Source organism: Aurantiacibacter arachoides, from assembly GCF_009827335.1.
Taxonomy (GTDB): domain Bacteria; phylum Pseudomonadota; class Alphaproteobacteria; order Sphingomonadales; family Sphingomonadaceae; genus Alteraurantiacibacter; species Alteraurantiacibacter arachoides.
This window is the reverse complement of the sequence record NZ_WTYH01000001.1, coordinates 1758174-1780896: the sequence shown is the minus strand read 5'-3', so window position 1 is coordinate 1780896 and position 22723 is coordinate 1758174. Positions and strand designations below refer to the sequence as shown.

The following is a 22723-nucleotide window of genomic DNA, read 5'->3' as shown; positions in this document are numbered from 1 at the left end:
ACGAGGAATTGGCTGGGGCGGCAGGGATCGAACCTGCGAATGTCGGTACCAAAAACCGATGCCTTACCACTTGGCTACGCCCCAGCAGGCGCCGGTCCCTATAGCGTAACGGACCGGCGCCGCAACGGGCTTAAGCGTCCGCACGCTTCCTGATCGGATCGAACAGGGTGCGATCCTCCACCGCATCGAAATCGGCGGCGCTGTGGCGTTCGGGCATGGCCTCGGTATTCACCATGCGTCCGCGGATCACGCCGGGCCGGGCGTCGAGCTCCCTTACCCAGCGCTGGACGTGATCGTATTCGTCCAGCGAGAGGAACCTGTCCGACCCGCTGTAGGCCCCGTGCACCAGGGCACCCAGCCACGGATAGGCGGCCACGTCCGCGATCGAATAGGCCTCGCCGCCGAGGTAGTGGCTTTCGGCCAGGCGATTATCCGCGACGGAGAAGATGCGCTTGGTTTCCATCGCGTATCGGTTGATCGGATATTCGTATTTCTCCGGCGCATACTGGTAGAAATGCCCGAAGCCGCCGCCGATGAAGGGTGCGGTGCCCATCTGCCAGTTGAGCCAGCTGAGCACTTCTGCACGCGCCGCGCCGGTCTTGGGCAGCAGGAAATCGAACTTGTCGGCAAGGTGCTGCAGGATGGCGCCGCTCTCGAATACGCGGAACGGCGTTGCGCCCGAACGATCGAGCAGGGCGGGTATCTTGCCGTTGGGATTCAGCGCGGTGAAGCCGCTGCCGAACTGGTCACCGTCGAAGATCTTTATCATCCAGGCGTCGTATTCGGCCAGCGGATGGCCGGCTTCCAGCAGCTCCTCGAACATGATCGTCACCTTCTGCCCGTTCGGCGTGGCGAGCGAATAGAGCTGGAAGGGATGATCGCCCACGGGCAGTTGCGCGTCGTGCCGCGCGCCGGCGGTGGGGCGGTTGACGCCAGCGAACTTGCCGCCGCTCTCGGCCGGCTGCCAGACCTGGGGCGGGGTATAAGTGGGATCGGCCATCGTCGTGTTCCTTGTGTGTGTTATGCCCCAGGCAGATGGGAGGGCGAGCGGGGCGGGGCAAGAACGCGAATGTTGGCACCCCCGGTGCCAGCGCTTCACGGCCTTTGGTCCAGCCTGCGGAACCGGCCGCCATATCAGCTCGTTACGCCAACCATCATGGCATCACGTCCTACCGATCTGATCTACGTCGATGACTGCCTGCCGGGCATTACCCGCAAGCGTTCGGGCAAGGGATGGGCCTACTACGATTGCGACGGCAAGCTGATTCGCTGCACCAAGGAGCGCAGGCGGTTGAATGCCATCGCCCTGCCGCCGGCCTATCGCCGGGAATGGTTCTGTCCGCAGCCCAACGGGCATATCCTGGCGACGGGGTTCGATGCCAAGGACCGCAAGCAATACCGTTATCACCCCAATTTCCGTACCTGGCGCGAAGGCGAAAAGTTCGATTCCTGCGCCGCCTTCGGCCGTGCCTTGCCGGCCCTGCGGGAGCGGGTGTTGAAGGACATGCGCTCGCCCAAGCTGACGCGGGACCGCGCCGTGGCCGCGGTGGTCAAGCTGCTCGATCTCGGCGCGATCCGGGTCGGCAACACCTGCTATTCCAAGGCCAACCAGAGTTTCGGCGCGACCACCCTGCAGCAGCGCCATGCCGAGGTGACGGGCCGCACCTTGCGCCTGCGCTTCGTCGGCAAGGGCGGCAAGGATCGCGACGTGAAGTTGTCGGATGCCTCGCTTGCCCGCGTGGTGCGCCAGTTGCAGGACCTGAACTCGCAGGAACTGTTCGCCTGGGTCGGCGACAATGGCGAGCCGCAAGACGTGAACTCCGGGCACGTCAACGCCTACCTGCGGGAAAAGATGGACGGCGCCTTTTCGGCCAAGAACTTCCGCACCTGGCACGCCAGTGTCATGGCCTTCCGGATGCTGGCAGAGGCGGAAGACAAGCTGACGATCAAGGCCGTGCTGCAACGCGTAGCCGACCATCTCGGCAACACGCCCGCCGTCACCCGCAAGAGCTATATTCACCCCGCCGTGATCGACCTCGTCGCGCGGCAGGAGGAATGGCGCAAGACGCTGAAGCTGCCGCGCCCGCAGACCCACCTCAATCAGTTCGAGCTGGGCTTGCTCGCCATGCTGGAAAGCGGACCGGGCGCAGTCGAGTACTTGCAAGCGGCCTGATGTTTGGCTCGGCCTTAGCCCCTGTTTAATTACAGCCGAGCGAAGCCATGCCGCATCAGTTACGGGCTAAGCTGAGAGATGGCGTCGTCGGAGGGGAGGAAAATCTCTCCGACCCCGAATCACTGGGTGCGATGTGGCGCTGTTGCAGAGGTGCGCAGAGAATGACTAGGAGCCGAGGACTCTAGCTCACCTCGATCAGCGTGCGTTTGGCAAGATCGCCGATCAGCGTCTGCAGCTCGTTACGACAGGTTTCCTCGTCGACATCGTAGGTCTGGCGCATGGCATCGACGAGCTGGCCGAAGCGCGGATGCTCGTCCAGCAGGTCCCAGGCGGTGCGCCCGGTGTCCTTCAGGCTGTAGAACTGCCCGTTGACAATATGGAGAAGCACCAGCTCGTCATCGACGACGGTCTCGACGAAGTTCTCGGTTTTCTTCACCGTGCAGTCGTTGTCGATATTCACGCAGTCCCCCATTCGCTTAATGCCCTGATCCGGTCGGTTAGGGCAAATAACCGAGCTTTTCCATGACATCTTCGTTGCTTGCCACAAGCGACGTCCGCTGTGCCAGCGTCAGCACGTCCCGCCCCTCGCCAGAGCGACCGGAGCGAAAGAATTTTTCCGTCTTTTCCGGCCGTTCGCCAAAGCCATGCTCTTCTTCCTTGGCGCGCAAACGCTCGAACCGGCTTTCCTCGACGGCACGGGCTATGGCCTGGGCATCGCCAGCCTCGGGCAGGCCGAGAAAGTGGGCGATGCGGGTGAGGGCGGCGGCGGTGTCCGCCAGCATGTCTTCGTAGCGGACCGTAAGCACGGGTATCGCGTCCTGTTGGTGCCAGCTTCGATAATGGCCGCCCCAGCCGAGGGTTTTCTGCCGCAACTGACCTTTTCTGCCGCCTGCCATGATGTGGCCGACATTGTTCATTTGCGCCACGATCTTGTCGAAGTCCCGGTGGCCCTGGTGATGCGCATAGGAGACCGCGACATCGAAGGGGTGCCGCACGAGATAGATGGCGCCGAAACTGCAATCGGCCGGGAATAGCGGCTCGCCCTTGCCGGTCTCATGGTATCCGTCGTGGACTTTGATGTACAACCGGCCCTCCGCCGAGTCCGCCTGCATCCGATAGAATTGCGGACGGAGCAGGTCGATCTCGTCGTCGGTCAGGTCCGACGAGGGTAGCCCGGTAATGACATCGAAGGCCGTCCGATTGGACGAGATCGAACCCGGGAGGGAGGCGAACCGATCGTCGTCGATGCTTTCGCGCGCGATGAGATTGGATAGCAGGATCCGCGTCCAGGTATTTCCGGATTTGGGGAAGGACGCGAGCCAGGCGATGCCAGGCGTTTTGTCTTCCGCGCGCCGCGGGGATTGCTCAGCCATCGGCCTTGCCGTGCTTGCGCACCCATTCCAGTATCGTGGCGGTGCTGTCGTCGAAGGCCCGCTTGTCCAGCGAACGATCAAAGGTCTGCACTTCCACCGCCGAGATCAACTGGGCAAGCGCGGTGAAGATTTTTTGCCGGCCCATGATCGCGGTGCCGAACCGCAGGCGATAGATGCTTTCGCGCAGCTTTTTGATCGCAGTCGCACCCGTCACTCGTTCGATTTCCACCGGCTGGCGATCACGCCGGACATTCTCGTTCTTGAGGATCGTCAGGCTGGCGAGTTGCCCGCGACCCGTCGCCTCGGCATTGGCGGGAATGGCGAAGAATTTTTCGAATCCCGGCTCGTCACGCACCGCACCCATTTGCTCGGACCCCGTGAGCTTGAGCGCGTCTCGCCACAGCTTCATATCTTTTTGCCCGGCATAGCAAGGCGCATCCCCCGGCGAGATCCGGGCCGGATCGACGATCAACACGTCATCAGTGAAAAAGGCGAGCCCGCGATCGGACAGCGCGGCGGTCAACGTCGACTTGCCAGCCCCTGAGGGTCCGGTGAAGGCATGGACACGGCCATCACGGATGACGGCACTGGCGTGCAGCGGCAAGAGCCCTCGCTGATAGCACAGCGCACCCCATGCCGAACCTAGGAGGAACAGCGCGACGTCACGATCAGATGCGCCCGTGCGGGCGTAGGTAATGCGGTTGCCATCCTCCACCAGGAAGCTGGCACCGCCCGGAACGTGCATCAGGAACGCTCGCTCGTTCACAGCGAACGCGGCGCCCTCGTCAGTCACGGATTCAAGCCGGTCGGGCACCGGTCCTTCGCTGATGATGACGTCCGCCCCTTCGCTGCGCAGGTACGTGGCGACGCGCGTGCCCAGGTCAAGGTCGGCGCAGACGGTGAAAGGGGTATCGTTCAAAGGTTCTTTCCATTCACCCAATTGATGAAACGCGACATGCCGATCACGCGACCGATGCCAGTCATGGCAACCAGGTAATCCGGATGATCGGTAGCGTCGAGCGGCGTGGCTTCGGGCCAGGTATCGAATATCTTGCGCAGTCGCGGAATGTCGAACCGCTCGGCCATCTGCGGATCGGCGGCAGCGCGTTCGATCTCGTCGCGATAGCGATCAATGTCCTTGGTGAAGCGGGCGTGCCAGTCCGCCGCTTGTCGACCGCGCACCTTCAGGTCGACGATTTCGGGTGGAAGGCGATCCTTCATGAGCCGCCGCACCAGCAAACGATCCACTCCATCGCGCAGATACTGCTCATCGGGAATGGCGAAGCAGAATTCGGTAATGCGACGACAGCCCAGCGGATCGCGGTGGGTCACCTTCGTAAGGCTTTCGTTGGCCAGCCGCATCATCGCGTTCTGTTCGCGGTTGCCGTTGACGGTCATGCGGCGACGCAATTCCTGCGGACTGCGGATTGTGCCGTAACTGTCGTCCCAATTCATCTCGACTGCTCTTTCGGCAACGCGCATGTCGCGCGCATAGTCGCTGCCTATCGCCGAGAACCCGGTAAAGCCCGCGTGCGACAGATCGCCGCGATACCGCGAAATCGCCTTGATCACGCGCGCCGGCAACATCGGCTGCACGACGGCCCTGTAATAGCGCTTGGCCATGCCCTGCTTCCAGTCAAGCCGCCGCAGTTCCCGGTGCAGTTCGATCCAGCGACCTTCGCGGAATAGCTTGGAAAAGATGTGGCGGCAGGTGAAGGAAATCGTGCGATTGCCGCTCGCTCCGGTCAGCACGACGTTGCGCCCCGCATCGCGCGCCCGGCGTGAAATTTCGTTGCTCCAATGCAGGTTGTTGAGGCCAAACGGCGGCATTTCCGAAAGCCGTATCAGGTCGTCGAGCCGGTCATCGAGCGACAAACCTTCGGATGCGACAAAGGTCACGTCCAGTTGCGGATACATTTGCGCCAAGGCCCTGACCGGACCGGACTCGTCACCCATGCGGCCCGCGCCATAGGTGCGCCCATCCCAGTCCTTGCCGGGCACGTGGGTGTAGCCGAGCAGCGGATCGGTGAAGCCGTGGGCGCCGCGCCCCAGCGCTTCGAGCGCGTAGACCGCGACGGTAGAGCTATCGAGGCCGGCACTGACCGTGCAGGCCGGCGTAACCAGCGCTCGCATCGAGCTTTCGACGGCATCGCTCATCAGCGCATCAAGTGCCTCGACGTACTCCTCGTCGCGGGCGAAGCGGACGGGCTGCACATCCATCACCTGGTAGTACTCGCGGATCTCGACCCGGTCGCGGCGCACCTCCAGGCAGTGTCCGCCCCGCAACGTCTGCACGCCCTTGTAAAAGGTTCGCTCGCCGTCCTGGAAGTTGAGGATCATCGCATCGGCGACGTGTTGTTCGTCGATCTCCCGCGGGATCGCGGCCAGCGCGTGCAGTCCGATTGGGGCGGAAGCTATGGCAAACAGCTCGGCTGTCTCGTGAAATACCAGCGGTGGTCCGCCGAGCGGCCCCTTGGCGGCGAACAGCGTCTGTTGCGCCGCATCCATCACGACAATGGCCCAGCGCCCTTCGATCCGCAGCAGGCAGTCGCGCCCCCACCGTTTCCACGCCGCATGGGCGAGCGCGCTGTCCGACATCGATACCAGCCGCGCCGGCTCCACGCCGATCGCGCGGCCAAGATCGGTGCGATAATCGAGGCATCCGGTGAACAGGAAAATCTGATCGCCGTTCACGATCGGCTGTTGTTCGAACCGATCTTCGGGCGTGAATTCCATGCCCTTCGTCCAGCATCCGGCCAGATTATCAAGGCGGCGATGCTGTTGGCGCAGCGCGCCGTGGACGCGCAGGGATGCGCTCATTCGCTCGATGGCGTCCTTCGAAACAGGATCGCCCTTGCGTTGGAAGATCGCTCCGATGGCTGACATGGCTCGCGCCTAATCAGACAACCCATTGCAAGACAAGCCCGTTATCGGATGCGAGGCGATGGCAGCAGACATCGGACCCGACTGGGGTCTGGAGCCAAACTGTTGGCGGTAGTTAGCGATGATGGGATATTGTGATGCTTCCCGATGTTCCTGTAAGACGATACGCACGATGACCCTTGCGCAATATCTCAAGAAAAAGCTGTTTCTGGCGGAGGTCTGGCTTTCGCTTGGCTACGCGCGTTTCCTCATCAAGTTCGTGCCGTTCCGGAAATGGAAGGCGACGCTGGGCCCGATCAATGGCGAGCGCGATAGTTCTTCTTGGCCGCCGCTTTCCGCTGAGCGCGAGGCGCAGGCCATTGCCATTGGCCGCTCCGTCGATCGCATCGCCAACCGCCTCACCCTGTTCGAGGCGGTGTGCCTGCCCCGGGCCATGGCGGGGCGCTGGGCGCTGGCGCGTCGCGGCATCGATTCGCACATCGTGATCGGATCGCGCCGGGGGACGCTGGAGGAAGGTCTGCTGTTCCATGCCTGGCTGATGGTTGGCGAGCACGTTCTCACCGGTGCATTCGAGCGCGACCAGTTCCTCGCCTTTGGCAGGGGCAGAGGTCGACCGAACGAAGCGCGCGCTAATGCGGAGTGACGCAGGGCCGCATTACGCGGGCCCGAATGACGCCGATGGGGCAAGCTTTGGCGACCTGTTGCAGGCGATCCGCGCCTATGCCGCGGATGGGATCTTCGGCACGCTGTCCATCATTACGCTTGCGGCCGTGCTGGAAAGTGCCGGCCTCGTGCTGCTCGTGCCCGTGGCGGAAACCATATTTGCGGGCGAGGGCAAGGGCGCGGCCCGATCGGGGCTGACGATGCAGATCGCGGCATGGATGGAGGCCGTGGGTCTGAACAGCGTGCTGCAACAGCTTGCCGGGCTGGGCGTTATCTTCATTGCCCTGGTGGCGCTGCGCGCGGTCGTGCTGCTGCGGCGCGATATCGTGCTGATGCAGATGTCGCAGGGCTTCATCGATCGTGTCCGCCTCGACTTCTTTTCGCTCCTTGCCCATGCCGACTGGCCGGTGATCAAGCGCTATCGCAAGGCGGAGCTGCTCAACACCATGACAACCAACGTCGGGCGGCTGGGACAGGCGATTCGCTTCCTGTCGAGCGGCATCGTGGTCGGCGTCCTTGGACTGGCCTATCTCGCATCGGCCTTCGTGGTCAGCGTCGCGCTCGGTCTCGCACTGCTTGGCCTGATCGCCATCGGCGGTGTGTTCGCGGCCATCTGGTCGCGCCGCAGCCACCGGCTGGGGCGCCAGCTCAACCAAGCCAATCGGTTCGTCATGCACGAGACGACGACGTTCCTCGACGGCATGAAGGCTGCCAAGGCCGCGCGCGCGGAGGACGAGCTCAGCCGGCGCTTTGCCGGATCGATCGCGGAGGCGCGCCTCATCAGCGTCCAGTTCGTCACCCAGCAGGGGCGGCTGCGCAACAGTATCCAGTTCATCGCCTCGGTCGCGGCGCTGCTCGTCCTGTTGCTGGGCTATGGGGTCATTGGCCTGAACGGCGGCGAACTGGTGGTGATGGCGGCCATCGTCATGCGCCTGGCGCCCAATCTCGTCACCACCCTTACCGGGGTCCAGTCGCTTGCCCACGCCATGCCGGCGTTCGAATCCATCCGCGCGATCGAGGGCGAACTGCGCCGTGCAAAGGCGAGCGGCGGCATCGTGCCGGGACGGGAGCCTTCCGGCGAACCCCCGGCCGACCAACCACTCGAAGCGAAAGCCGTGAGCGTGGAGGTGAACAGCCTCGCGGGGGAAAACATCACCCTCGTGCGCGCAGACGATCTCTTGTTCGCGCCGGGAACGCTCGTCCATGTGGGCGGGCCTTCGGGCGCGGGCAAATCGACGCTGGTGGAACTGTTCGCCGGCCTGCACCTGCCCGCGCAGGGCATGGTGTCGCGCGGCGCCTATGCCCTCGATGCGGCGAGCCGCCCCGGCTGGCAGGCCCGCGTCAGCTTCGCCCCGCAGGAGCCCTTTATCTTCGATGGCACCGTGCGCGAGAACCTGTGCTGGCCCAACGTCGAGGCCGACGACCAGCAGCTGTGGGCGGCGCTGGAGACGGCGGGGGCAGGCGATATCGTCGCGCGCCTTCCCGCCGGTCTTGACGAGCCGATGCTTGATGGCGGGGCACGGCTGTCGGGCGGCGAGCGCCAACGCCTGTGCCTTGCCCGCGCGCTGCTGCGCCCCGCCGACCTGCTGATCCTGGACGAGGCGACGTCTGCCATGGATGCAGAGCTGGAACGCAGCATCATCGGGAGGCTTCGGCAGGACATCGGCAACCGCGTGGTGCTGATGGTTTCCCATTCACTCAACGCCGTAATGCATGCCGATCAGCGAATCGAAGTGACCGGTGGCCATGCCCGGGTCGTGGGATAATCGCTTTGGCCAGTTGCCAAAATGTTCCCCTTTGCTAAGCTGATCGTGTGAACACAGGGCTCAAGTCAAAGACAAGCGCGCAGGTCGCAGACCTGATCTCGACCAATCCGGTCGCCTCCGTCGTCAGCGATCCGCGGTTGAAGGATAACCCAATCATTGCCTGCAACCAGGCGTTCCTCGATCTGACCGGCTATTCGGAAGACGAGGTGGTCGGCCGCAATTGCCGCTTCCTGGCCGGGCCGGGCACCGAACCCTGGCTAAGTGAGCGGATGCGCGATTGCATCCGGGTGCCCAAGGCGGTGCTGGTGGAAATCCTGAATTACAAGAAGGACGGCACGCCCTTCCGCAACGCCGTGCTGGTCGCGCCGATCTTCGACGAGGATGGCGAGCTTGCCTATTTCCACGGATCGCAGGTGGAACTGGACGAAAGCAGCGACAGCCCCGAGATTACGCGGCGGGAACGGGCCAGTGTCGCCGTTCAGGGCCTGTCCCCCCGCCAGCGCGAGGTGCTGAAGCTGGTTGCAGGCGGGCTGCGCAACAAGCAGATCGCGTGGGAGCTGGGCCTGTCGGAAAAGACGGTAAAGATGCACCGCGGACTGGCGATGGAAAAGCTCGGCACGCAAAGCAGCGCCGACATGATCCGCCTGGCGGTGGAAGCCGGCCTTTAGCAGCAATTCGGACCTGGCTTACTGGCCCAAGGTCCGTATTTCGCGTCCATCAGAATGCTTTATTTGCGGTAATGCATCGCGGTCGGTTTGCGGAAATAGCCTTCCCCTCTCTTGCTCCGCTTCCTCTCTCCACCATGAGTTCCGACCGCGATGCCCCCTTGGGCATGGCGGTCTGGCGCGTCATCGGAACAGGCGGGGAAGGAAATCGTGCAGGTACCGCCGCCAGTTGATCCAGGTGTGGCCGCCGTCGCTCTCGTTGTAATCGTAGGGGATGCCGTTCGCCTCGAACAGCGCCAGTGTCGGCGCGGCGCTGGCGTAGAGAAAATCGTCGCGGCCCATGGCGTAATACACCGGCTGGGTTGATGCGGCCCGCCGGGCAAGGGCATCGGCGTTGCGCCGCGTGTAGCTGGCAATCGCGTCGGGATTGTCGAATCCCAGCCCCATGGAGAAGACGCCAACTTCCCCGAACAGGTCGGGCCGCGTCACTCCGAAATTCAGCGTGTGTGCGCCGCCCATCGACAGGCCCGCCATGGCCCGGTGGTCGGCATCGGGCAGGGTGCGAAACGTCGCGTCGATGAAGGGCACGAGATCGGTCGTCAGATCCTCTCCGAACGCGGTGTTCACCAGCATGTTCGGCGCGCTGCCCTGCGGCGTATGGCCGAAAGGCATGACGATGATCATCGCCTCCGCCTCGCCCGCGGCGAGCAGGTTGTCGGCGATGTAGTTGGCATGGCCCACGCTGCTCCAGCTGTCTGCCGAATCGCCCGCCCCGTGGACGAGGTAGAGCACCGGATAGCGTCCCGTTCCCGCCATGTAGCCGGGCGGGGTATAGACATAGGCCTCGCGCACCGCGCCAAGCGCGGTCGACGCGTATTCCACCCGGCTGACGATCCCGTGCGGCACGTCCGCGCGGTAGGACTGAAAGGCACCCGCCTCGCCCGGCATCTCGAACGTGGAGTTCACCCCCGTGCGCTCCCGACTGAAGGTGGAGGCCATGGGATCGGGCACTTTCGCGCCGTCGATCTCGAAGTTGTAACGATACGTGTCCGCGGGCACGGGGAGGGCCGTGGTCGCGCTCCACAGGCCCGCCGTATCGCGCACCATTGCAAGACCTCGTTCCCCGCCGCCGAAACCGGCAGGCACCCACGGATCGAGATCGTTGCTGATCACCCTTACGGCACGTGCATTGGGTGCGCACAGGCGAAAGGTGACCCGGCCGTCGGCCAGCGGCTCGACCGAGCGATAGTCCATCGGCTGGAACGGCGCGGTGTCGCGGCAGGTGCGCGGTGCGGCGCCCTCCTGCGCGAAGGCCGGCATAGCCACCGCCAGCAGCGACAGAGACAGGGTAAGCGCGGAACGAAGGGTGCGGGTCATCAGACCATCCTCTCGGTAGCGAAGCAAGGCCGACGGCGCGGCAAGTCAATCGGACAAACGAAAACGGGGGCCTCCTTGCGGAAGCCCCCATCGAAGGGTCAGACCCTGCTTGCGACAGCCTACTGGCCGCGACGTGCGGCGGCGGCAACCGCCTCGGTCGTCGGGTTGCCCAGCGAAAGCTCGCGTCCGTTGGGGAAGCGAATTTCCGCGGCCGAGGCGCGGGTGTCGCCGTCGCGTGCCTGGAAGGCATCGACGATGATGCGCGTGCCGCCGGGCAGCGAATTGCGGTTCCAGCCACGACGCAGCAGCGCCGAGGGGGCGCCGCCTTCCACGCGCCAGCGTTCGGTCCGGCCGTTGCGGTTCACGTCGATGTGGATCCAGCTGTGCGGGTTCACCCATTCGAACATCGACACCGTGCCTTCGAGGCGGACGGGGCGGTTGCGATCGAATTCGGTGGCGAACGAGTGGTGCGCTGTGGCCCCAATCGCCGTTACGGTGAGCACGGCGCCGATCGCGGCGGCGCCCATTTTGGACTTAAGCATCATGACACTCCTTGAACGAATCTTCTGCCATCCGGGGCACGGAATGGCCCGTCATACCATAGATTGACTTTGTCCGTCTATCACTCGCTACCTTGCCCTTCGATTAAGTCACCGTAGAGCAGGTTTTCGGAAAACGGCACGCACTTGAATTCCAGCAGCTGGGCATCGGCACCCACGGCGCGGTAAAGCGTCATGTTGATGGTCCAGGGGCGGGTGTAGACGGTGGGATCCTCGATCGAGACCGAATAATCCATGTGGTCGCCACTCTCGTCCATGGTGAAGCGTTCGATCACGGTGGCGGTGTTGGTGAGGTAGTTGCCCGCCCGGTCGAGCCAGGTCACGCCGTCCATCATCTCGCCCGCCGGCAATTTCACCAGGCCGGGGCCTTGCGCCAGCGTGGTCACGACCAGCGTGTCGCCATCCCAGCGGCCATAGCTGGTGCCCATCCACGTATCGATCGGCGGAATGCCGACCTCGCCCATGTGGATCACGCGATTGGCGCTGGCATATTCGTAGACCATCAGGATGTCGTCGCCGTCGCCCTGCACGATCTGGAACGGGTGCGGCATGTAGGTCGCGCGCGGGATGCCGGGCAGATAGCAGGCCGCTTCGGGATCGTGGTTGATAACGTTCGCGCGGTTGAGGGCGAGGCGTTCCTGCGCCGCTTCGTTGTAGGGGATCGTGCCGCCTTCGATCACGCCCAGCCCGGCGGGGATTGCTCCGATCGCGCCCAGGATGCGGTCGCCCTGCGGCAACGGGTTGGCTGCGGCGCTGTGCGGCTCCAGGTTCCAGTTGGCAGAGTTCATCACCTGCCACACGCCGTTGAAATTGGGCGCATCGCCGATGCGGGTCATGGCCATGCCGCCCGCCGACGTGGATGCCGCCGCATTGCTGCGCATCGGCGCGTCGGCGGTGGTGGCGGTGCAGCCCGAAATCGCGATGGCGCCGGCGGCAAGCGCCGTGAATGCCTTGTACTTCATCCTCACGTATCCCCTTATCTGGTCGTCAACTGGTCATTGTCGCGGCAGCGCAAAGGCGACGATAGCGCCGCCCGCGTTGATCGCCACGAATTCTCGCCCGTCGCGTCCGCGATAGACGAACGGATTGGCATTGGCATTTCCGCGTAGCTGCGTTTCCCAAAGCTGGGCCCCACTGGCGGAGTCGAAGGCGCGGAAGCGCTGGTCGTTGGTCGCGCCGACGAATACCAGTCCGCCCGCGGTCACCGTGGGGCCGGCGCTGCCGGCATTGCCGAGCACGCGGCGATCCTCGGGCAGCGCATCCTCGTCAAACATGCCGAGCGGCACGGCCCAGGCGATCTCGCCGGTATTGGCGTTGACCGCCGTCAGCCGCGCCCACGGCGGCTTGTAGCAGGGCAGCACCGTGCCGACGGGGCGACCGTTGGCATCGTACTGGCCCGAAAGCGGCGCTTCGAAGGTGAAGAACGGGCCCTTGCCGTTGACGCTGGCCCGATCGTACGCGGTCATCGATCCGCCGTCGCTGGCGTCGAAGCTGTAGGGCGCGTCGCCCTCCACCTGTTCCACCCAGCCGACCAGTGAGGTATCGAGCGCGTTGACGTAGACCATGCCCGTGGTCGGATCCGCCGCCGGGCCGCCCCAGTTGACCCCGCCGATGCCGCCGGGAAGCTGGATGGTGGACCGCACCGGGGCACCGGGCGCGCGGTACATGAAGGGCGTGTATTGCCCCAGATTGATGTAGCCGCCAGCCCGGTCCCACATCGCGCGGCACGCGGCAGCATGGGTGGCGGTGGTATCGTCGGCCGTGACGATGTCAGCCTCGGTCATGGCAACGCGACTGAGCGGCGGAGTAAGCACCGGGATGGGCTGGGTCGGGTGATAGTATTCGCCCGGCACGTCACCAGCGGGGAAGGGGCGCTCCTCGACCGGGAGCACCGGGTCGCCGTCCGTGGCATCGAGAAGGAAGAAGTTGGAGGACTTGCCCACGTTGGCGATCGCCATCTGGCGCGTGCCGTCGGGCGCCGTGACCGGGATCAGCGGCCCGGCATGGCTCATGTCGATGTCCCAGATGTCGTGGTGGACGGTCTGGAAATGCCAGCGGTATGCGCCGGTGCGGGCATCGACCGCGACCACCGAATTGCCGAACAGGTTGGTGCCCGGCCGGTCGCCGCCGTAATAGTTGTGCGCGGGGCCGGCGATGGGCAGGTAGGCGGTTCCGGTGGCGGCATCGACCGTGGCGGCGAACCCCCACATGTTGGTGCCCCCGCGATTGACGGAGCCGCCTTCGCCCCAGGTCTCGCTGAACCGTTCGCCGGGATCGGGCGTGGTATCGAATTCCCACAGCTTCGCGCCGGTCACCACGTCGTAGCCACGCGGATTGCCGGGGTTGCCGCGCGGGTTTTCCAGGCTGGCGGCCCCCACGATGGCGACGTTGCCGGTGATGGTCGGCGTGCCCGAATAGCCGGGATCGACCGTGACCGCGCCGTTGTCTCCGAACGAGGCGACGGGTGTGCCGGTGGCAAGGTCAAAGGCCATGAGCTGCGTGCCGGCCATCACCAGCAGGCGCGGCGCGTGCGCGCCATCCCCCGGCCAGTAGCCGAGCCCGCGCCCGGCAAACCCGCCCGGCGGCCCGTTTTCCGCAGCGGGAAACTGTTGTGTGTGGACCCATACCTCGGCCCCGGTGGCTGCATCGAGCGCGACGATCCGGTTGGCGGCGGGAAAGTACATGATCCCGTCGATCACCAGCGGCACGGCCTGGTTGAGCGCGCGGTAGGAATAACTCCACGCCTGCTGCAACTGGCCGACGTTGGCGCGGGTGACCTGGTCGAGCGGGGAGTAGCGCGTCGCGGCAAGATCGCGGTGCAGCGTCTGCCAGTCGCCATCGGGCTGCGCGGGTATCGCCGCGCTTGACGCCGGCGCGGCGCCCGTATCGGGAATGGCGGCGCAGGACGCCAGCAACATGGCCAGCCCCATCGTCCCCATGCGTCGCGCCCGCATCGCAATCTCCCATCCCTTGCCCACACCGGGGAATCGCCTCCCCTTGCATGTTTCGTTGATTATGTCCTAAACGCGCTTCCGGGGCTTGGCAATGGCCGCCCTCATCGCTAGCGCGATTGCCGATAACAAGGGACGGCGCGGTCGGACATGGTCAACGCGTCTCCCGCAGGGACAACGCGAATCGGGGGATTGGCCGATGGGAGATTTCTTTTTCGAATGGACCGAGTGGTTGAGGAACACGTTCCTCCTCGACTGGGCATTCTGGATGCAGGAAACCGGCATAAGCCGGGTGATGGTGGAAAATTTCTGGGGCGTGCCGCTGGCGCAGGTGATGCACATCCTGTCGATCGCGCTGGGCTTCGGCGCCACATTGATGCTGACGCTGCGGATCAACGATCTTGCCGGCGGAACGCGCACCGTGCCGCAGGTTTCGGCGCGCTACCTGCCGTGGATCTGGTGGGCACTAGTGTTCATCGCCGTCAGCGGCGTGCTGATGCTGTTCGCCGAACCGGTGCGCAACATGATCAACGCGATTTTCTGGTTCAAGATGATCAGCCTGGCACTGTTGCTGGCGGTGACGATCATATTCCAGCGCGGGGTGCGGGCGCAGGCCCACGCCGGGGGGCCGCAATGGCGTGCCAATGCGCTTGTACGCACGACCAGCTGGGTCGTCGTCGTGCTGTGGTGTCTGGTGATGGTGGGCGGCCGCTGGATCGCCTACGCGCCGGTTTGAGGGGATTATCTGACATGGCTTCCTATTATCCCGAACCCACCAATATCTGGGAATCGATTGAATATTCCTCGCTCGGCACCTCCATCGCGGAGAGCCTGTGGGCCTTTCCCACGCTGGAGACGATCCACGTCATCGCGCTGGTCACGGTAATCGGTACGATCGCGGTGATGGACCTGCGCCTGCTGGGCATCGCCTCCAACGAGACGGCGGTGACCCGCATGAGCAGCGATACCCTGCCGTGGACCTGGGGCGCCTTTGTGCTGGCCGCGATCACCGGCACGCTGCTGTTCATCAGCAAGGCGTCCAGCTACATGGCGAACCCCTATTTCATCATGAAGATGGGCCTGCTGGTGCTGGCCGCGCTCAACATGCTGTATTTCCACTTCGTCACCTACAAGACGGTGCACGACTGGGATACCGGCCTGCACCTGCCGACGGGCGCCAAGGTGGCGGCTACGCTGTCGCTGGTGTTCTGGATTGGCGTGGTGTTCGCCGGGCGGGCAATCGGCTTCACGCTGGGCATTTTCTACTGAAGAAGCGCGGGGGGAAAGGCCCCCCCGCGCCCTTTTCTGGCGAGCTGCGGATTTCCCTTTTCGGGGAAGGGCGTCAGTCGGCCGCGATGCCCAGCGGTTCTGCCACGCGGCTGCGGAAGATTTCGTCGTAAAGTGAAATCTTGGCCGGGCCGATCCATTCGGCAACGCCCGTCCGCTCCGCATCGATCACGAACACTTGGTTCGGCCCCAGCGTGTCGACCTCGGGCCAGCGCGGCAGGGCTGCGCCGTTGCCAGCGGTCCCGTTCGGATCGCCGGTGGCAGCGAAGTTCACCCAGTATTGCGAGACCATGTCGGCCAGGGCCTCCTCCGCCGCGTTGCCGCACATCCGCTCGACCGACGATCCGCCGGGAAAGGTGCGCGGGGCGCACAGGTTGTCGAACACGTAGGGGATTTCGCCCGTGTGGGCGGCCCCCAGGTTGCCGCGCCCTTCGTCATAGGGCGGATCGTGGCGGAACCAGTAGTGGAACGCGCGGTTGCCGCGCGCGGCCTGCCACATGGCGAACTGGCGATGGAGCCAGGTCATGTTGTCACCGAACGGCTGGGTGGCCGTGGTCAGCGCCTCGGCATCAGTGGTGACGGGATAGGCCGCGCGGCCCAATTCTACCGCATCGCCCCAACGCATGGCCTCGCCCTGCGTCCAGCTCGCCAGCGTGGCGGGCGGGCCGAACAGGGCGGTAAAGCTGCCCTCGTCCTCGTTCGAACCGGTGAGCACGTCCACATCCAGCTGCCGGCCTGCCACAAACACGCGGGTCAGGTCTTCCGGCACGATATGGCCATCGACGATCATGCCCTGGCCGGGGATGCTCGCGTTGATCTCGGTCGCAGGAAGGGCGCGCAAGGTGGCGAGGTCGCTCGCGCCGAAACGGGCCTGCGCCGCGGCCAGGCTGCGCTGCTCGGCGGCCTCGCGGGCTACCATTTGCCCGATGTTGAGACCCTGCCAGGTCCCGCTTTGTGCGATGACGCGGGTTATCAGGCCATCGGCCGGCGGGGCCCCGGCCAGCGCAGCGTTCATGGCGGAACCGGCGCTTTCACCGAAGATCGTCACGCGCGCCGGGTCGCCGCCGAAGGCCGCGATGTTGTCGTGCACCCATTGCAGCGCGGCCACCGCATCGCCCAGCGCCTGGTTGCCGCTGTGGCCGTCGCGCGCCGTCAGTTCCGGATGGGCGAAGAAGCCGAGCGAGCCCACCCGGTAATTGAAGGTGACCACCACCGCGCCCTTGGCCGCCAGATGGTCGCCGTGGCTGAACGGAGCCGATCCGCCACCCTCGTTGTAAGCGCCGCCGTAGACCCACACCATGACCGGCAGCCGCTCCTCGCCAGACACCGCGGGGGTCCAGATATTGAGGGTGAGGCAATCTTCCGACATGGCCGGACTGCCCGGCAGGTCGGTGGCGGAATTGACCGGGAACCGCTGCGGGGCAGGATTCTGCACGCAGTTGTCACCCCATTCCGAGGCGTCGCGCACGCCCTGCCAGCCGGGGGCCGGGCGGGGCATTTCCCAGCGCAGCGGCCCCACGGGCGGGGCGGCGAAGGGAATACCGCGGAACACGGTGATACCGTCAACCGCCCCTGACGCGACGCCACGCACCAGGCCGCCCGCCGTGCGCACCGGGCCATCCTGAACGCGGGCAGCTGGCGCGCCGGTATCGGCCATCGTGGTGCAACCGGCGGTGCCCGCCAGCATCAGGGCGACGAAGCCTGCCCGCAAGTGTCCGCAGCGCATCGGGTTATTCCAGCCCGCCGCTTTCGCCCGAAAGCTCTACCCCGGCCTGGCTGGCGCTGATGTAGTTGCGCACCTGCACGTTGCCTTCATGGCAGGCGTATTCGAAGAACTGGTATTCGTCGTTGCGCGTCCAGTCGAGCCGGGCGGTCCACGGCGCGGTGAAGACCTGCGGGTCGGTGTAGGTGATCTCGTAGACGATGCTGTCCGGCCCGGTCATCGTCAGCCGCTCCACCGCGCGCGCCTGCGGGCCGGTGGGGATCACGTTGAAGGGCGGCACGCCCATGGTCGCCATGTTGAGCGGAGAGGCATTGCGCAGCGCGGTGTCTTCCTCGGCGCTGTTGCCGCTCTTGATGTTGCTCGTCTCGATCACGAGGGTGTTACCCTCCCACCAGCCGATGGGCTGGCCCATCCACGCCTCCACGCCGGCGGGCCAGCGGCGGGCCTCGGCCGCGGCGCGGTTGGCAACGATGGGGACGATGCGCGCGTCGTGGATCATTTCCAGGTTGATGACGACGAAGCCGGGCGACTGCATCACCTCGATGCCGTTGTTGTAGCGGAAGGGGAACATGCTGGCCGGGAAACCGCGGCTGACGCAGCGATCCCAGCTGTCGAAATCGCTCACCCAGTCGAATTGCGTGTTGGGCGTCCAGCTGGTGCGGCTGACGCCCGGCGCCATGTAGCGCTGCGCCCACTCGGTCATCGGCGGCAACTGGCCGTTCGCCGGGCTGACGAGCAGCGAGGTGCGGCGGCCCGATACGTCCGATTCCACCCAGTGGCCAAAGCCAATGGTGCCGGCCTCGTCCTCTGCGGCGTAACGCTCGTCCGAACCGCTCGCCTGTTGCTGGCGCGCGGCGTATTCCTCGTCCGTCAGGTAGAACCGGTCACCGAACTGGGCGGGGCGCTGCATGGGAATGCTGGCGATATTGTCGATCGGCCACATACCGCGCAGGTCCGGATCGCCCCAGCTGGTGCGCGGGGGCGCATAGTCGGCGGGGATCGGTTGCAGCACGGTGAGATCGGCGGGCGCATCCTGTGCTGCGGCGGGCGCTGTCATCGCCAGCGCGGCGAACGAGATCGCGGCAAGCAGTGTGGTTGTGCGGGACATGGACGGTTGCTCCTCGGTCGAATGAGTTCTGGCAAATCGGTTCTGGCAAATCGGTTCTGGCAAATCAGTTTTGGCGACCTACGCCGCGGCTGGCGGGATCCATGGCCGGCGGCGGCGCGGCATCGGGATCGATAGGATCGACCATGCGACCGCGCGCATATTCCTGTTCGCGCAGCGTGCGATTGGCGGTGATGTAGTTGCGCACCTGCACGTTCCCCTCGTGGCAGGCGTATTCGAAAAATTCGTAGCTGTCGTCGCGCGTCCAGTCGACGCGGGTGGTGAAGGGCGCTGCCCAGATCACCGGGTCGGCATAGTCCATCTCGTAGGTGATGGTATCCGGCCCCACCATGGAGAAGCGCTCGACCACGCGCGCTTCCGCGCTCATCGGGATGGTGTTGTTGGCGGGCACCCCGCGGGTGGCGGTGTTGAACAGGCTGGCGCCCGGCTGGATACGCGTGGTGACCACCTCCAGCGTGTTGCCATCCACCCAGCGGCCAGTGCTGTGGCCGAACCAGCCGTCGATGCCCACGGGCCAGGCCTCCTCCTGCCCGGAGACGGGGATGATCCGCGTCCCCAGCATCTCCAACTGGATCACGACATAGCCGGGCGACTGGAAGATGCGGATCCCGTTGTTGTACCGGAAGGGGAACATGGAGGCGGGAAAGCCGCGGCTGACGCAGCGGTCCCAGCTATCGAAATCGGTCACCCAGTCGAAGGTCTGGCCCACGGTCCAGCTGCCGCGCATCAGGGCGGAGCGGCGAATGCCCTCGGCAGTGAGGGCAGGCAGCCGGCCATCCGCGGGGGAGACGATCATCGAGGTGCGGCGCACGCCTGCCTCGTATTCGATCCAGTGGCCGAGACCGATCGTGCCTTCCTCGTCCTCGGAGGCGTAGGCGCCTTCCAACGCTTCGACACGGCCCTGCTCCGCCGCGATTTCCTCGGGCGTCTTCCAGAAACGGTCACCATATTGCGCCGGCCTGTTGACGGGCAGTTCGGCAATGTCGTTCAGCGGCCAGGTGCCGCGGAAATCGGGATCGCCCCAGGCCGTGGTGCCGGGCACGTAATCGTCGGCAACAGGGGGCATGGTTGCAAGATCGGTCGGCACCTGCTGCTGCGCCTGTGCCGTCACCGCCGCGCACGCGAAGGCGAACGAGGCGCCAATCAGGAGCGCGGCGCGCCTCACTGTGCCGCCTCCGCCCGCTCTGCACGGCTGGCGGTGATGAAGTTGCGCACCTGTACGTTGCCTTCGTGGCAGGCGTATTCGTAGATTGCGAAATCGTCGTCGCGCAGCCATTCCAGCCGCGCGGACCAAGGCTGAGTGAAGACCACCGGGTCTTCCCAGGTGAATTCGTAGATGATCTCGTCCGGCCCCGTCATGTGAAAGCGTTCGACCAGCCGGGCGCTGGTGCTGACGGGGATGTCGTTTTCGCGCGGAGAGCCGGTCGTGCCGATGTTGGTGGCGCTGGGACCGGGGCGGAAATTGGTGGTTTCCACCTCCAGCGTGTTGGCATCCAGCCAGCGGCCGCGGCTGTCACCCATCCAGTTGCCGATGGCGGCAGGGATGTGCGCGCTGCCGTCGGTCGGGATCATCCGCACCTCGTGCACCATTTCCATCTGCAACGCGACAAGGCCGGGCGACTGGAAGATGCGCATCCCGTTGTTGTACATGAAGGGGAACATGCTGGCGGGAAGCCCGCGGGTGATGCAGCGGTCCCAGCTGTCGAAATCTGTCCACGTGTCGAACGGCTGGCCTTCGACCCAGCTCGATCGCATGGCATCGGACAGGCGTTGCCCCTCTGGCGTCAGGGCGGGAAGCTGGCCGTTGGCCGGTGCGGTGATCCAGCTGGTGCGGCGGTTGGCGGCGGAGACTTCGGCCCAGTGGCCCATGCCCATCGTGCCGCTCTCGTCCTCGTTGGCGTATCGCTGCTCCAGCGCTTCGACCACTTCGGCGCGCTCGGCATATTCCTGTTCAGTCAGCAACTGGCGGTCGCCCAGCGCCGGGTCGCGCTGCAGCGGCGTGCGGCCGTTGAGGTGGTCGATCGGCCACCCGCCACGAAAGTCCGGCTCACCCCAGCTGGTGAGGGCGGGCCGGTAGCTGTCGGAAGGGTCGGGAAGCCGCGTCAGGTCTTCCTGTGCCCAGGCGCTGCCGGGAAGCGTCAGGGTGGCCAGCAGGAGGGCGAGACGGCGCACCGGCATCACCGTGGCAAGGCGAATGTGACGTAGCGGCTGGGCCCCGGCTCCGGCAGTCCCAGGCCGCCCAGGAAATGGCCCACGCCGCCCACGGGAACAGTAATGTACTGGCGACCGCCCACTTCGTAGATCGCCGGCACGCCTTCGGTGCCGGCATCGAAGCGATGTTCCCACAGAACTTCGCCGGTTTCCGAATTGCGCGCACGGATGGCGCGGTCGCTGGCGGTGTTCACGAACAACAGTCCACCGCCTGTCACCACCGGGCCTGATCGCGGCGTCTGCGCACCCACGCCGGTTATGCCCTGCGCTTCCAGCGTCATGATCTCGCCGTTGGGCGTTTCGAAAAGCTTGTTGCCGGTGTTCATGTCATAGGCGGTGATGGTGGAGAACGGCGGCTCGATCGCGACCATGCCGTTCGATTGCAGCATGAAATCGACCGGCCAGCGATAGGGCAGGTCCGGCTCGGCGGCGTTGGGCATGGCTTCCAGCGCGCTGGCGCGGGTGTCGGCCTGGATGCGCAGGCTGAGCGGAAGGTTGCGGCTGACGACGTAGAGCCGCTGGGTAGCCGGATCGACCGCCACGGTGCCCCAGTTGGCGCCGCCGTTGTGGCCGGGGAAGGAGATGGTGCCCTGCACGCTGGGCGGAATGAACGGCCCGTCGCCGTGGCGATAGGTGGCGAACCGTTCACGCAGGGCGGCCTGGTCGCTTTCGGGGAGGTAGGGGTTGATGTCGTCCACGGTAAAGGTCTGGCGGGCGAAGGGTTCGGGCCAGCTGGGAATCGGCTGGGTGGGGCTGGTGACCTCGCCCGGCACGTCGCTCTGCGGCACCGGGGTTTCGACGATCGGCCAGATCGGCGTGCCGTCCCGCCGGTCGAAGACGAAGAGGTAGCCCCACTTGGTCGCCTGGATGACGATGGGAATCTCCTCGCCATCGCGGGTGATCGTCATCAGCTTGGGCGCCACCGGCAGGTCGAAATCCCACAGGTCGTGATGGACGGTCTGGAAATGCCAGATCCGCTCTCCGGTCTCGGCGTTCAGCGCCACCAGCGAATCGGTATAGAGGTTGTCGCCCACCCGGTTGCCGCCGTAAAAGTCATAGCGCGCAGTGCCGGTGGGAATGAACACGATGCCGAGTTCGGTATCGACGGTGCTTTCCGACCAGTTGTGCCCGCCGCCGACCAGCTCGTGCTCGTTGGCCGGCCAGGTCTCGTAGCCCGGCTCGCCTGCGCGCGGGATGGTGTGGAACACCCACTTCAGCGCGCCGGTGCGGATGTCGTAGGCCTGGATGTCGGCCGGTGCGCTGGCATAATCGTAGGCGCCGGCGGGCAGGCTCATGATGATGGTGTCGCGATAGACGCGGCCCGGATTGTTGGTTTGCAGCGGAGCGTTGGCAGGCGTGACATCGTCCGCCAGCGCGGCGCGCAGATCGACCCCGCCGGCCGTGCCGAACGTGGGGATGACCTCGCCGGTGGCCGCGTTCACGGCGCGCAGCATCCCGTTGTTGAGCACCATCAGCCGTTCGTCACCAGCGCCGTCCGTCCAGTAGTTGATGCCGCGCGTCCCGATGCGGCCTTCCATGGTGCTGACCCACAGTTGCCGCCCGCTCGCCGGATCGAGGGCAACCAGCTGGCCGGTGCCATTCACCACGTACATCCGGCCGCCTGCGACGGTCGGGTTGAACAGCGGCGGGGCGCCATCGCCGGTGGGGTATTCCCAAGCGATCTCGAGTTGCGAGACGTTGGCGCGATTGACCTGGTCGAGCGAGGAATACTGCGAACTGTCGCCGCCGCCGAGGTAGCCGTCCCAGGTTTCAAAATCGAACGTATCGCCGGGCGCAGCGGCGACGCCGGCATGATCCATGCCCGGCACGGTCGCGCAGGCGGAAAGCGCCAGGCAGAAAGCCGGGCCGATCGCGGTTGCAAGCGCGCGGCGGAGGTTTGATGTTGTCAAGTCCGGCTCCCATGTATCGGCGCGGCCCCTTGCGGACCGTCACCGGTGCGTCAGC

The 22723-nt window shown here is 65.4% G+C and carries 20 protein-coding genes and 1 tRNA gene; 6 read left to right on the top strand and 15 right to left on the bottom strand.

All coding sequences use genetic code 11. The features are described 5' to 3' along the window. Positions 1-9: 9 nt before the first annotated feature. Positions 10-84: transfer RNA gene (locus GRI62_RS08735), tRNA-Gln, on the bottom strand. A 46-nt stretch (positions 85-130) separates the two neighbouring features. Beyond that, positions 131-1000, bottom strand: a complete 870-nt coding sequence (gene yghU, locus GRI62_RS08730) for a glutathione-dependent disulfide-bond oxidoreductase (protein WP_131452941.1) — start codon at positions 998-1000, stop codon at positions 131-133. A gap of 156 nt (positions 1001-1156) precedes the next feature. Between yghU and GRI62_RS08725 the strand changes: the two genes are divergently transcribed. Beyond that, positions 1157-2173 (top strand): DNA topoisomerase IB, encoded by a 1017-nt coding sequence (locus tag GRI62_RS08725; protein ID WP_131452940.1) that lies wholly within the window; start codon positions 1157-1159, stop codon positions 2171-2173. 181 nt (positions 2174-2354) lie between these two features. Here GRI62_RS08725 and GRI62_RS08720 read toward each other — a convergent pair whose 3' ends face one another. From GRI62_RS08720 to GRI62_RS08705, 4 genes are read right to left on the bottom strand one after another with little or no spacing between them, the layout of a single operon-like run. Then, a complete protein-coding gene (locus GRI62_RS08720; RefSeq protein WP_160731851.1) occupies positions 2355-2633 on the bottom strand; it encodes a PqqD family protein in 279 nt (92 codons plus the stop codon). A 37-nt stretch (positions 2634-2670) separates the two neighbouring features. After that, the gene (locus tag GRI62_RS08715; RefSeq protein ID WP_131452938.1) at positions 2671-3546 is read right to left on the bottom strand and encodes a sulfotransferase domain-containing protein; all 876 of its coding nucleotides are present in this window, start codon (positions 3544-3546) and stop codon (positions 2671-2673) included. Next, complete coding sequence (locus tag GRI62_RS08710) at positions 3539-4465, bottom strand: P-loop NTPase family protein (RefSeq protein WP_131452937.1); 927 nt, start codon at positions 4463-4465, stop codon at positions 3539-3541. The genes GRI62_RS08715 and GRI62_RS08710 overlap by 8 nt, the downstream gene beginning before the upstream one ends. Further along, on the bottom strand, positions 4462-6432 hold the full coding sequence (locus tag GRI62_RS08705; protein WP_131452936.1) for an asparagine synthase-related protein: 1971 nt from the start codon (positions 6430-6432) through the stop codon (positions 4462-4464). The genes GRI62_RS08710 and GRI62_RS08705 overlap by 4 nt, the downstream gene beginning before the upstream one ends. 169 nt (positions 6433-6601) lie before the next feature. On the opposite strand from GRI62_RS08705, the gene GRI62_RS08700 reads away from it, so the two are divergent. The 3 genes from GRI62_RS08700 to GRI62_RS08690 are packed head-to-tail and all read left to right on the top strand — an operon-like array spanning position 6602 to position 9526. Then, positions 6602-7072 carry a lasso peptide biosynthesis B2 protein gene (locus tag GRI62_RS08700; protein WP_160731850.1) on the top strand — a complete coding sequence of 157 codons (471 nt, stop codon included), beginning with the start codon at positions 6602-6604 and terminating at the stop codon, positions 7070-7072. Continuing rightward, complete coding sequence (locus GRI62_RS08695) at positions 7062-8858, top strand: ATP-binding cassette domain-containing protein (RefSeq protein ID WP_131452934.1); 1797 nt, start codon at positions 7062-7064, stop codon at positions 8856-8858. Before GRI62_RS08700 ends, GRI62_RS08695 begins: the two co-directional genes overlap by 11 nt. 47 nt (positions 8859-8905) lie before the next feature. Then, entirely contained in the window at positions 8906-9526 is a 621-nt protein-coding gene (locus tag GRI62_RS08690) for a LuxR C-terminal-related transcriptional regulator (RefSeq protein ID WP_234032717.1), read from the top strand. A gap of 180 nt (positions 9527-9706) precedes the next feature. Here GRI62_RS08690 and GRI62_RS08685 read toward each other — a convergent pair whose 3' ends face one another. From GRI62_RS08685 to GRI62_RS08670, 4 genes are all read right to left on the bottom strand, one after another. After that, positions 9707-10900 carry an esterase gene (locus GRI62_RS08685; RefSeq protein WP_234027404.1) on the bottom strand — a complete coding sequence of 398 codons (1194 nt, stop codon included), beginning with the start codon at positions 10898-10900 and terminating at the stop codon, positions 9707-9709. Positions 10901-11019: 119 nt separating this feature from the next. Further along, positions 11020-11442, bottom strand: coding sequence for a DUF6152 family protein (locus GRI62_RS08680; protein ID WP_131452933.1), 423 nt, complete (start codon positions 11440-11442; stop codon positions 11020-11022). Between the two features lie 80 nt (positions 11443-11522). Further along, on the bottom strand, positions 11523-12422 hold the full coding sequence (locus GRI62_RS08675) for a hypothetical protein (protein WP_131452932.1): 900 nt from the start codon (positions 12420-12422) through the stop codon (positions 11523-11525). A gap of 33 nt (positions 12423-12455) precedes the next feature. Continuing rightward, on the bottom strand, positions 12456-14414 hold the full coding sequence (locus tag GRI62_RS08670; RefSeq protein WP_131452931.1) for an outer membrane protein assembly factor BamB family protein: 1959 nt from the start codon (positions 14412-14414) through the stop codon (positions 12456-12458). Positions 14415-14610: 196 nt separating this feature from the next. Here GRI62_RS08670 and GRI62_RS08665 point away from each other — a divergent pair, with 196 nt between their 5' ends. Both GRI62_RS08665 and GRI62_RS08660 read left to right on the top strand, forming a co-directional pair. Continuing rightward, on the top strand, positions 14611-15147 hold the full coding sequence (locus GRI62_RS08665) for a DUF6644 family protein (protein WP_131452930.1): 537 nt from the start codon (positions 14611-14613) through the stop codon (positions 15145-15147). Positions 15148-15161: 14 nt separating this feature from the next. Beyond that, complete coding sequence (locus tag GRI62_RS08660) at positions 15162-15680, top strand: DUF6644 family protein (RefSeq protein WP_131452929.1); 519 nt, start codon at positions 15162-15164, stop codon at positions 15678-15680. 73 nt (positions 15681-15753) lie between these two features. Here the strand turns inward: GRI62_RS08660 and GRI62_RS08655 are convergent, their stop codons facing one another. The 5 genes from GRI62_RS08655 to GRI62_RS08635 form a co-directional block, all read right to left on the bottom strand. Then, the gene (locus GRI62_RS08655) at positions 15754-17424 is read right to left on the bottom strand and encodes a carboxylesterase/lipase family protein (protein WP_131452928.1); all 1671 of its coding nucleotides are present in this window, start codon (positions 17422-17424) and stop codon (positions 15754-15756) included. A 4-nt stretch (positions 17425-17428) separates the two neighbouring features. Continuing rightward, complete coding sequence (locus GRI62_RS08650; RefSeq protein WP_131452927.1) at positions 17429-18529, bottom strand: hypothetical protein; 1101 nt, start codon at positions 18527-18529, stop codon at positions 17429-17431. Between the two features lie 64 nt (positions 18530-18593). Then, positions 18594-19712 (bottom strand): hypothetical protein, encoded by a 1119-nt coding sequence (locus tag GRI62_RS08645; protein WP_131452926.1) that lies wholly within the window; start codon positions 19710-19712, stop codon positions 18594-18596. After that, on the bottom strand, positions 19709-20719 hold the full coding sequence (locus GRI62_RS08640; RefSeq protein WP_131452925.1) for a hypothetical protein: 1011 nt from the start codon (positions 20717-20719) through the stop codon (positions 19709-19711). Before GRI62_RS08640 ends, GRI62_RS08645 begins: the two co-directional genes overlap by 4 nt. A gap of 5 nt (positions 20720-20724) precedes the next feature. Continuing rightward, a complete protein-coding gene (locus GRI62_RS08635; protein WP_131452924.1) occupies positions 20725-22668 on the bottom strand; it encodes an outer membrane protein assembly factor BamB family protein in 1944 nt (647 codons plus the stop codon). Positions 22669-22723: the final 55 nt, after the last annotated feature.